Origin of the sequence: Bradyrhizobium sp. PRIMUS42, from assembly GCF_023006515.1 — a bacterium.
GTDB lineage: Bacteria > Pseudomonadota > Alphaproteobacteria > Rhizobiales > Xanthobacteraceae > Bradyrhizobium.
The window spans coordinates 1-9,646 of record NZ_JALBGZ010000179.1 but is presented as its reverse complement, the minus strand read 5'-3'; the positions used below and the strand labels follow the sequence as shown (position 1 = coordinate 9,646).

At 64.2% G+C, this 9,646-nt stretch carries 11 protein-coding genes and 2 pseudogenes; 4 read left to right on the top strand and 9 right to left on the bottom strand.

The window, feature by feature from the left end; genetic code table 11:
• Together MOV75_RS15850 and MOV75_RS15845 are read left to right on the top strand one after the other, a co-directional pair.
• Positions 1-261, top strand: a pseudogene (locus tag MOV75_RS15850) (TetR family transcriptional regulator); the annotation flags it as partial.
• Between the two features lie 3 nt (positions 262-264).
• The gene (locus MOV75_RS15845) at positions 265-1,047 is read left to right on the top strand and encodes a sulfite exporter TauE/SafE family protein (protein ID WP_246919988.1); all 783 of its coding nucleotides are present in this window, start codon (positions 265-267) and stop codon (positions 1,045-1,047) included.
• Between the two features lie 2 nt (positions 1,048-1,049).
• On the opposite strand, the gene MOV75_RS15840 is transcribed toward MOV75_RS15845, so the two are convergent.
• The 9 genes from MOV75_RS15840 to MOV75_RS15800 form a co-directional block, all read right to left on the bottom strand.
• Entirely contained in the window at positions 1,050-1,754 is a 705-nt protein-coding gene (locus MOV75_RS15840) for a glutathione S-transferase family protein (RefSeq protein WP_246919987.1), read from the bottom strand.
• A 97-nt stretch (positions 1,755-1,851) separates the two neighbouring features.
• Positions 1,852-2,046, bottom strand: coding sequence for a hypothetical protein (locus MOV75_RS15835; RefSeq protein ID WP_246919985.1), 195 nt, complete (start codon positions 2,044-2,046; stop codon positions 1,852-1,854).
• A gap of 330 nt (positions 2,047-2,376) precedes the next feature.
• The gene (locus MOV75_RS15830; RefSeq protein WP_246920013.1) at positions 2,377-3,042 is read right to left on the bottom strand and encodes a DUF429 domain-containing protein; all 666 of its coding nucleotides are present in this window, start codon (positions 3,040-3,042) and stop codon (positions 2,377-2,379) included.
• A 67-nt stretch (positions 3,043-3,109) separates the two neighbouring features.
• Positions 3,110-3,631 (bottom strand): RNA polymerase sigma factor, encoded by a 522-nt coding sequence (locus MOV75_RS15825; RefSeq protein WP_246919981.1) that lies wholly within the window; start codon positions 3,629-3,631, stop codon positions 3,110-3,112.
• Positions 3,628-3,837: a DUF2892 domain-containing protein gene (locus MOV75_RS15820; protein ID WP_246919980.1), complete on the bottom strand. Its 210-nt coding sequence runs from the start codon at positions 3,835-3,837 to the stop codon at positions 3,628-3,630. The genes MOV75_RS15825 and MOV75_RS15820 overlap by 4 nt, the downstream gene beginning before the upstream one ends.
• Positions 3,838-3,933: 96 nt before the next feature.
• Positions 3,934-5,118 carry a serine hydrolase gene (locus MOV75_RS15815; protein WP_246919979.1) on the bottom strand — a complete coding sequence of 395 codons (1,185 nt, stop codon included), beginning with the start codon at positions 5,116-5,118 and terminating at the stop codon, positions 3,934-3,936.
• A gap of 67 nt (positions 5,119-5,185) precedes the next feature.
• Complete coding sequence (locus MOV75_RS15810) at positions 5,186-5,878, bottom strand: GNAT family N-acetyltransferase (RefSeq protein WP_246919978.1); 693 nt, start codon at positions 5,876-5,878, stop codon at positions 5,186-5,188.
• Positions 5,879-5,882: 4 nt separating this feature from the next.
• Positions 5,883-6,230 carry a Lin0512 family protein gene (locus MOV75_RS15805; RefSeq protein WP_014495864.1) on the bottom strand — a complete coding sequence of 116 codons (348 nt, stop codon included), beginning with the start codon at positions 6,228-6,230 and terminating at the stop codon, positions 5,883-5,885.
• Positions 6,231-6,444: 214 nt separating this feature from the next.
• On the bottom strand, positions 6,445-8,109 hold the full coding sequence (locus MOV75_RS15800; protein ID WP_246919977.1) for an acetolactate synthase large subunit: 1,665 nt from the start codon (positions 8,107-8,109) through the stop codon (positions 6,445-6,447).
• Between the two features lie 971 nt (positions 8,110-9,080).
• Here MOV75_RS15800 and MOV75_RS15795 point away from each other — a divergent pair.
• On the top strand, positions 9,081-9,449 hold the full coding sequence (locus tag MOV75_RS15795; protein ID WP_246919975.1) for an MmcQ/YjbR family DNA-binding protein: 369 nt from the start codon (positions 9,081-9,083) through the stop codon (positions 9,447-9,449).
• Between the two features lie 64 nt (positions 9,450-9,513).
• Positions 9,514-9,646 (top strand): annotated as a pseudogene (locus MOV75_RS15790) (PadR family transcriptional regulator); the annotation flags it as partial.

The following is a 9,646-nucleotide window of genomic DNA, read 5'->3' as shown; positions in this document are numbered from 1 at the left end:
ACCAGCGTCGTCGAAGGCATCGACATGCCGCGCGCTCTGATCGTGGCGCTGGTCGAACGCGCCCAGCACGAGGGCCTCATCCGGCGCGACCTCGGCGCGGACGCGATCGCACGCGTGCTGATCGCGATCTTCCAGGGTTTTGTGCTGCAAAAATGCTGGGGCGACGAATTCGACGTCGAGGCCTGCATGACGGCCGTCACCGGTGTGATCGACGGCTTCCGCACGACCAGACCTGACATCAAGCGGCGAACCAGGACGTAGGCGATGCCCGGGATGCACGACCTCCTTGCTGGCGCCGGCGTCGGCCTGGTCAGCGGATTGACATCGGGCTTCATGGGAACGAGCCCGGGTGGCGGCCTCGTGATCTTCAGCGTGCTGCTGCTCGGCGCCGAGCAGCACGTCGCGCAGGGAACGTCGCTGATCACACAAATCCCGCCGACCGGCCTCGCGGGCGCGCGCCGCTACTGGCAGAACGGCAATCGCAGCCCCTTGCCGTGGATCATCTGGATCGGCATCGGCTTTCTCGTCGGCGGTGCCGGCGGCGGTTACGCCGCGGCAGCGGTTTCTAACCAGGTTTTGCAATGGACTTATGTCGCCTATCTCGTCGGGCTGATCGCCCTGCTGATCCTGCGCCGCGATCGCAAGAACGGCAGCCGCGAGGCCGGCGACCAGGACCAACTGCCCTGGCTACCCCTGCTCCTTATCGGTCTGCTTGCCGGATTTTCCTCCGGCTTCATGGGCATCGGCGGGGGCCTGGCGATCACGGTCGGCCTTGCTGCGGGCCTGCGCGTGCCGCAGCATCAGGCACAGCTCGTCAGCCTCGTCTTCTCGATCATCCCGACCAACCTTCCGGCAGCCTGGATCTACTGGAGCAAGGGCCTGATGGTCGGCTGGCCGGCGATCATCGGCATTCTTGCCGGTCTCTGGGTGGGCTCCGATCTCGGCGCACGCATGGCCAACGGCGTCAGCAAATCGGTGCTACGCCGGGTCATGATCGCCTTCATCTCGCTGATGGCGCTCTACATGACCCACAAGGCGCTGGCCTGACCCTACGGCCGCCGCGGAATGTTCAGCCCGCGCTGCACCGCCGGACGCGCAAGCCCGCGTTCGAGCCAGGCACCCACAGATTTGAACTGGGGGAATTCGACGAGATCACCCGCGCCGTAGAAACCGATGAGATTGCGTACCCAGCCGAGCATGGAGATGTCGGCAATGGTGTAGTCGTCATTCATGAACCATTGCCGTCCCGCCAGATGCGTCTCCATCACGCCGAGCAGGCGCTTGGCTTCGGCGACGTAGCGGTCACGGGGCCGTTTGTCCTCAAAATCCTTGCCGGCGAATTTGTGGAAGAAGCCGACCTGGCCGAACATCGGCCCGACGCCGCCCATCTGGAAGTGCAGCCACTGAAGCGTCTGGTAACGGCGCGCGGCGTCCTCCGGCAGGAGCTTACCGGTCTTCTCGGCGAGGTATTGCAGGATCGCTCCGGACTCGAACAGCGGCAGCGGCCTGCCACCGGGGCCGTTGGGATCGAGAATCGCCGGGATCTTGCCGTTCGGATTGAGCGAGAGAAACTCCGGCGTCTCCTGGTCGTCCTTGCCGAAATCGACGAGATGGACCTCGTAGGGCAGTCCGATCTCCTCCAGCATGATCGAGACCTTGACGCCGTTCGGCGTCGGCAGCGAATAGAGCTGCAGCAACTCCGGATGCTTGGCCGGCCAGCGCTTGATGATGGGATAGGCGGAGAGATCGGACATCGGGACCTTTGGTGCGTGAACTGAGGCGCACCTAATCTAGGCGACGCGAATGGCGCAAGTCACGATCCGTCCTCACGATCCGTCGGCAATGCCACGCCTACGGAGGAAGTGTCGCCATCACCACAATCGGGGTCATTGCCTCATGTTGCAGCCGATACTCGATGAACCGTTGGCCCGAGATCAATAGCACGGCCGTAAAGGCGGCTGCGAGCATCGCGGTCGCCCATTGGCAGACGTCGTACATCGTGTTGTCCCTCAGCATCCTTTGCGTAAACGTCAGCTCGAGCGCCATGTTCCGAGTCGGCTAGAAATATTGCTACTTTTTCCCGGATTATACGACGAAGCCATCACACTGTTCCATCCGCGCGCGCAGGGACCATCGGCCCTTCCGAGCGTTGTCGCCGAATGAACATTGAGAAGCGCGCCCTGCTCGACCACGCTGAACGCTGTCGCCGCGTCGCCGAAGATCTCGCGCATGGTGAAGCCGCGCTGCGGCTGCAGTCGATGGCCGAGGCGTACGAGGAGAGAGCGGCAAGACTGGACGACGATGGCGTCTGCCTGAAGCACAGACATCGTTGTCGCGGCCATACGGGAGACGGAAGCGATTGCGAGGAATGAGGCTTCAGTAGTTGATCTCCATTCTCAGCCCTCGGGGATCAATCTCGTCACCGCCGACGCGCTGGGTGCTGTCGCGCGCGGCGACCGCGCAGGCGCAGGCATCGATGAGATCGTCGCGGCCGATGCCGGTGCCGAGGCGAAGCGTCAGCCATTTCTCGACCTTGGTGAAGCCTCGGTCTCTCAGCAGCGCAATGCGCTGGGTTCGACCGCATGGCGACGTCTTCGGTTCAAGCCGCATCCGCCCGGCGAGATTCCAGAAGATCAATTCCGGATGCGCTTCGCCGATCGTCGCTTGCCGCGTCGGCGTCATGGCATCGTCGACCTCCCTGAGCTTGTCTCTGATGTTCCAGAGCTGCGCCGACACGCCCCTGCCCTTGCCTTCGTGCTTCCAATAGTAGCGATTGGCGGCCGCCATGTCCGGGAACGTCCAGAGCTCACGGCGCGCGCCGAGGAACACGGCGGGGCCGATCAATGCACGCGCGCGCAGATCGCAAAGGCGATAGCCGCTTGGGTTCAATCCGATCGGCATGTCGATCGTCGCGCGCGCATGCGGCATCGCGAGCAGGCGCTTCAGGCCCGGCGAATAGTCGAAGCCGTGATCGCCGCGCTCGTCGATCCAGGCTGCGACCCAGCCGAAGCGAAATCCGTCGAGGCCGAGATAGTTTGGCACGTCATGCGCCGTCATTTTCAGTTTTCGCGCGCGCCTCTGATTTTTTCTCTTCGGGGTGGCTCACGTCTCATCTCGTCAGATATTCGCGCATCAAGGCGCGGGCGCGATGCAGGCGAGCCTTCACCGTCTGCCGGGTTGCCCCGAGCGCAGCGGCAATTTCATCAATGGTCATTTCCTCGACGTCGCGCATCAGCGCGACGTCGAGATAGTGCGGCGGCAGCGCCTCGAACGCCGCGGCCACGTCGAGGCGCAGATCGGCTTCGGGACGCAGCAGCAATGCTGCCTCCACTTCACTCTCATCGACAGCCGGGACAAGACCCGCCCTGCGCGCCAGCCGCAGGCACTCACGGCGAACCACGCTGAACAGCCAGGCCGAAAACGCCAGCAGCGAGTGGATCGTGCCGACACGGCGGAACAGGATCCACAGTGCCTCCTGCGTCGCATCCTCGGCATCCGCCGAGCTGCGGCAGGTTGCGCGTGCGTAGCGGCGGATATCCGGCTGCGCCGTCTCGAGCAGGCACGCGATCGCCCTGATATCGCCGAGCCGCGCGGCTTCGAACAGGTTCGGCGAGATCTCAGCCGCACTCACGATGCACCTCCTCGCCCGATCCCTGCCATCGCGCACATGGGACAATAGCCGACGAAGCCGGTCAGCGCGAAGCCGGCGCCGCCCAGCGCGACCAGCCACGCCATCCCGCCCGCCAGATAAACCAATGCCGCGACCGCCAACGCGACGCCCAAGGCGACCCGCACCGTCTGCTGCAGGCCGCCGATGTTCTTCCTGTAAAATGCCATCGCATCCTCCGAGATGAGCCGAGGCCAATTGCCTCGACCATCAAGAGGGCGCGGCGACCGAAAAGGATTCGCGGCCGCCGACAAATTTTTCGCGGGTCAGCCCCCGACGGCCTGATAGGCCAGGCGCTTGAACTCGAAGAAGAAGGGATTCCAGAAGCCCATGTAGCGTTGGGCCATCAGCACGCCGGCGGTATTGGCCTCAGGGCAGATCCACCAATGGGTGCCGGCAAGGCCGCCCCACTGGAATTCACCGGTCGAATTCGGGGGATCGAACGGCATCGGCGCGAAGGTGACGGCACCGCCGAGACCAAAACCCTTGCCGGGGATCGGGCCGAGATTGGCGAAGCGGATGGTTTGGCCCGCAGGCAACTGGTTCGTCATCATCTGCCGCAGCGTCTCCGGCTTGAGCAGCGCATCCGACCCCGGCAACAATGCCCGCACCAGCGCGAGCATGTCCGGCAGGGTCGAGACCAGACCGCCGCCGCCCGAGAGCCGCGGGAACGGCCGCCGATAGGCTTGCGGAAAAGGAAGATTGTCCGCGCGCGTGAGGCCCGGCTTCATCGGATCGAGCACATCAGCGCCATTATAGAGCGCAACCAGCCTGCCCTGCTGCGCGTCCGGAACATGGAATCCGGTGTCCGTCATACCGAGCGGATCGAAGATGCGCGCTTTCAGGAAGGCATCGAGGGACTTGCCCGAGACGACCTCCACGACGCGGCCGAGCACGTCGGTTGCCACCGAATATTCCCAGGCCGTGCCGGGATGATACGACAGCGGCAGATCGGCGAGCTTGTCGATCATATCAGTGAGCGGCGTCAGCGGATTGAGCACGCGCGCTTCGTTATAGCCTTTGAACAGCACGGTGCCGGGATCGAAAATGCCGTAGCTGAGACCGGAAGTGTGGGTCAGAAGCTGCCGGATCGTGATCGGGCTTTTCGCCGGCTCGACGTCAGCAAGACCAGCCGCGCCCTGCTTCAGCACCTTGCGATTGCCGAGTTGCGGCAGGAATGTCTCGATCGGATCATCGAGCCCTATACGTCCTTCCTCGACGAGGAGCATGATGGCGCAGGTGACGAAGATCTTGGTGTTGGAGAACGCGCGGAAGATGTGGTCGGGCCGCAGCGCAGTGTTCGCCTCGCGGTCGGCAAAGCCGACGCATTGCTGGTCGACCACCTCGCGTCCGCGCAGCACGGCCCAGGATGCACCCGGAATGATCTCCTGATCGACGTAGCGCTGCATTGCCGTCCGTGCGGCGGAAAAATCGCTGACCCTGGCGTCCATGTGTCTCCCCGAATTTGTGGTTGGGACGGATATAGCGTGCTTTCGCAGGAAATGAAGTCCGCAGCGCCTATCGGTGCTTCATGAACGCGGTAACGTGCAGGCATCGGCGGATGCGCATGCCCTGCCGCTGGTACAGCGCAATCGCCGACGAGTTGCTGGAAAACACGTGCAGGAATGGAATTTCCCCGCGCGCCTCGATCCCGCGCGCGACGGCCGCAAGCAACGCCTGCGCATAGCCGCGACCACGATAATCGGGATGCACGCAGACGGCCGTCATCTCGGTGAACTTGCCCGGCTTCATCCGCTCGCCAGTCATCGCGACCAATTCGTCCCCGGCGCGAATGCCGAGGAACGTGCCGAGCTCGTGGGTCCGCAGCGCAAATGGACCAGGCTTGGTCAGCTCCACCAGCGCCGTCATGGCAGGCACATCGGCCGGCCCCAGCGTGACGATCTCGGCGTCGCGCAGCGGACTGTCGGCAGGCGAGCCGATCATCTGCTCGCAGGGCCCGGCGAGCACGACCTTGAAACCGGCGGGAACGTCGACTGCCTCCGGTGTGAACAGCGCAGCGACCTGCGAGCCCGACAGGAGATCACCGAGCGCGGCAAAGCTCGCCGCGGACATGTCGGCCATGTCGGCAAACGGCGTCATGTCGACGGGATAGCGCAGTGCTCGCGGGCCGCCTTCGGCCAGATGCTTGTGGCTGGTCGTCAGCGCGCTCCAGATCGGGCGATCCAGCAGCGCCTCATCGTTATCGGACACCGGCCTAGTCCTTGTCGAAGCTGACGATGACGGCGGCGTTGGCGATGAGGATGGGGTCGTTTGCCACCTCCGTGGCCGAGGGAATCTCCAGCCCACCCTTGACCGCCGTCACGGTCACCGTGCCGTAAGGCAGCTCCTTGGCCACGGCTTCCTTGTCCACCGCTTCGGGATTGGGCACCGCGATCGTGACATCGACGAACATGTCGTTGGCGGTCTTGCCGATCATCCGGAAGAATCCGAGGCTCGAATGCCGGATGGCATCCGACACAGCCCGCTTCGCTGCCTTGGTGGCGTCCCTGCCGTGGACGTCGACGCCCATGCCCATCTCGGTGATACAGCGAACGCGAGTCATTTCATATTCCTGTCATTGGTTCGGTGATTGGGAGTGTCGGTGATTGAGCCGCTCGGCACAAGATCTCTCGTGTCCCGGACGCGCTGCAACGCTTTAGCGTTGCTGCGCAGAGCCGGGACCCAGGAGGCCGCAGAGTTCGCCGATGCGTGGGCCCCGGCTCTGCAGCGCACCGCCAAGAGGCGCTGCGCTGGGTCCGGGGCACGACCTCCATCGATCACGCCTTCGCCTTCTCATGCGCCCGCAGCTCGTCGACCAGCACCCGTACATTCTCCGAATAGTCGATCGGGATCGAAACGAGGTGCACGCCGCCTTCCTTGAAAGCGGCGTCGAGCGTCGGGCCAAAGCTATCGATGCTCGTAATGCGATGCCCCTTCGCACCGTAGGCCTTGGCGTAGAGGACGAAATCGGGGTTGCCAAAAGTCATGCCGTAATCGGCAAAATGATCGACGGCCTGCTTCCAGCGGATCATGCCGTAGGCGTTGTCCTCGAGCACCAGGACGACGAGGTTGAGCTTGAGGCGGACGGCCGTCTCCATCTCCTGGCTGTTCATCATGAAGCCGCCGTCGCCGGCGACCGCGAGCACGCGGCGATCGGGATAAAGCATCGCGGCCATCATCGCCGACGGCAGGCCGGCGCCCATGGTCGCCAGCGCATTGTCGAGCAGCAGCGTGTTGGCGACGCGGGTGCGGTAGTTGCGCGCAAACCAGATCTTGTACATGCCGTTGTCGAGCGCAACGATGCCGTTCTCGGGGATCACCTGCCTGATGTCGTGCACGATGCGCTGCGGCGTCGGCGGCCAGCGCGCCTCGGTGGCGCGGTCGGCGATATGCATGAGGATTTCTTCGCGCAGCGGCAGCAGCGCCGCAGCCTGCGGCAGCTTGCCTTCGAGCCGATCGGCGAGCAGCTCCAGGCTCGGGCCGACATCGCCGACAACCTCGGCGTCAGGAAAATAGACCTGCTCGACACTGGCCGAAGTATAGCTGACATGAATGACCTTCGGCCCTGATGGCCCCATGATGAACGGCGGCTTCTCGATCGGGTCGTGACCGATCGCGACGATCAGGTCGGCGGCGTCGATGGCGTCATGGACATAGTCGCGCTCGGACAGCGCGGCAGTGCCCATGTAGAGATTGGTGCCGCCGGGCACGGTGCCCTTGCCCATTTGCGTCGTGAAGAACGGAATGCCGGTGCGTCGCACGAAGCTTGCGATGCCGTGGGTCGAGCGCGGCCGGCTGGTCGCCGCGCCCATCATCACCAGCGGGTACTTTGCGGTCAAAATCATCTCGGCCGCGCGGTCGAGCGCGGCGCGATGGGCGACCGGGATCTCGATCGGATGGATCGGGATCACGGGAACGGCGGGCACCTCGTCGCCGGCAATGTCCTCGGGCAGTTCGAGATGCACCGGGCCGGGCCGCTCCTCCATGGCGACACGAAAGGCGTCGCGCACCACGGTCGGAATGCTGGAGGCGCTGATGATCTGCCGCGACAGCTTCGTCAGCGGCTTCATGGTCGCGACCACGTCCACGATCTGGAAGCGCGCCTGCCGGCTGCTCATGATCGGCTTTTGGCCGGTGATCAGGATCATCGGCATCCCGCCGAGATGCGCATAGGCCGCACCCGTCGACAGGTTGAGGGCACCGGGGCCGAGCGTCGACAGACAAACGCCGGGCTTGCCGGTCAGCCGGCCGTGCGTGGCGGCCATGAAGGCGGCGGCCTGCTCGTGGCGGGTCAGGACCAGCTCGATCTTGGAGGTGCGCAGCGATTCCACGAGGTCGAGATTTTCCTCGCCGGGGATACCAAAGATCCGATCGACGCCCTCGTTCTCCAATGCCGCGACAAACAGGTCCGATCCTTTGACTTTGGGTTCCTGTCCGCTCATGCCGCCTCCGCTTGCTGCTGGCTCCCGTGTTCCGGGAACGGCCGCATCGTAGCGATATGCGGCCTCAGCACAATTCACAAAGCGGCGCATCTGCATCAACAGCGTCATTGTAAGCGCAGCGAAGCAATCCAGAATCTTTCCACAGAGACAGCCTGGATTGCTTCGCTGCGCTCGCAATGACGGAGCATTGACGGGCGGCATTCTCCGCTCTCGGGTCCCGGACGCGCTGCAACGCCCTTCGCGTTGCTGCGCAGCGGCCGGGCACGAGACCGTCGCGAAATAACGGACATGAGTTCGCATCCTCGCGGCTCATTTCGCCCGAGCTTTGCTTCATCTCGACACCCTCCGTCAGAGGGCGCAGGGAAGACCGGGTGCCGGCCGGGCACCCACGGTCCACTGTGCGACGATTGCGCTACAAGCGGCTGCACAGCGGCATACAGGTGAAGCCCAACATCCGGCCTTCCCTGCGCAGTGGTTTGACGGCTTATGCCGAGCTCTCCCCGGGGAGCGATGCACTATTGCCCCCGTCGCCTTGCGGATGACTGATGCGCGCGGTCCGGTCGGGCCGCTGCATCACCACAAGACTTGGCGCCAGACCCCGGGCGCCAGGACGACACGGTTTTGCCATACGCTTGTCACACCGGTCGTATGCGCGAAGGTATTCGCTCACGGTTCTTGCCGCCCTGCCAAGCCTGTCGCGCCGATGTGACGAAGCGTCCACCGCAGCTCACCCCACGTTCGTGACGATCGCGATACGCCCCTCTGACCGGGGTAAGTTGGCCAAGGAATGCGCCAAAGCCGAACTTCTGTAAAGGCGAATATTTTTGTTGGAGCACGTTGCCCCACGGCTCGTGTGTTTTGCGCGTCGGGCAACACAACAGCTTGTAGGTGCGCCGGATGGATGAGCGAAACGCAATACGCCCTCCGTGCCAGATGTTGCAAGCCGTGCGCAGCATGCTATCGCTCGCCTCATGACGCCGAAAAACTTCGAAGCACGCTGCCTGCGCCTGCCGGCTGCCACCAAGGTGGTGCAGTGGGAGGGCACGTCCGTGTTCAAGGTCGGCGGGAAGATGTTCGCTCTCGGCGGCGGCTTTGCCGCAAGCTCCGGCGGCTACATGTTCAAGGTCTCGGATATGGCCTATGCGATGTTGATCGAGCATGGCGTGGCGCGGCGAGCGCCGTACCTTGCGCGCGCCAAATGGGTGCAGCTCGTCAGCAACAGCGCCCTCCCCGATGCCGAGCTCACGGGCTATCTCGCGCAGGCCCATACGCTGATCGTCGCCAAGTTGACGCGGAAGGTCCGCAGGGAACTGGGCCTCGCCGAGCCGGTACGCCCGTGACCAACCCGGCGCAATCAACCGAACAAATTGACCTCCACGAAATATCTGACTAAAGTCAGACATCATGTTGGATCCGATTTCTCGCGTTCGCCGCTTCAACCGCGCCGTCACCTCCGCGGTAGGCGCACTCGATACCTCGTTCCTGGGCCGCGGCCGGCCGCTCGGCGCGGCGCGCGTCCTCAATGCGATCGGGCAGG

Coding starts and splice junctions, on each gene's coding strand:
- MOV75_RS15845 (WP_246919988.1), top strand. CDS start 265: ATGCCCGGGATGCACGACCTCCTTGCTGGCGCCGGCGTCGGCCTGGTC.
- MOV75_RS15805 (WP_014495864.1), bottom strand. CDS start 6,230: ATGACTCGCGTTCGCTGTATCACCGAGATGGGCATGGGCGTCGACGTC.
- MOV75_RS15835 (WP_246919985.1), bottom strand. CDS start 2,046: ATGGCGCTCGAGCTGACGTTTACGCAAAGGATGCTGAGGGACAACACG.
- MOV75_RS15815 (WP_246919979.1), bottom strand. CDS start 5,118: ATGGACGCCAGGGTCAGCGATTTTTCCGCCGCACGGACGGCAATGCAG.
- MOV75_RS15795 (WP_246919975.1), top strand. CDS start 9,081: ATGACGCCGAAAAACTTCGAAGCACGCTGCCTGCGCCTGCCGGCTGCC.
- MOV75_RS15800 (WP_246919977.1), bottom strand. CDS start 8,109: ATGAGCGGACAGGAACCCAAAGTCAAAGGATCGGACCTGTTTGTCGCG.
- MOV75_RS15840 (WP_246919987.1), bottom strand. CDS start 1,754: ATGTCCGATCTCTCCGCCTATCCCATCATCAAGCGCTGGCCGGCCAAG.
- MOV75_RS15820 (WP_246919980.1), bottom strand. CDS start 3,837: ATGGCATTTTACAGGAAGAACATCGGCGGCCTGCAGCAGACGGTGCGG.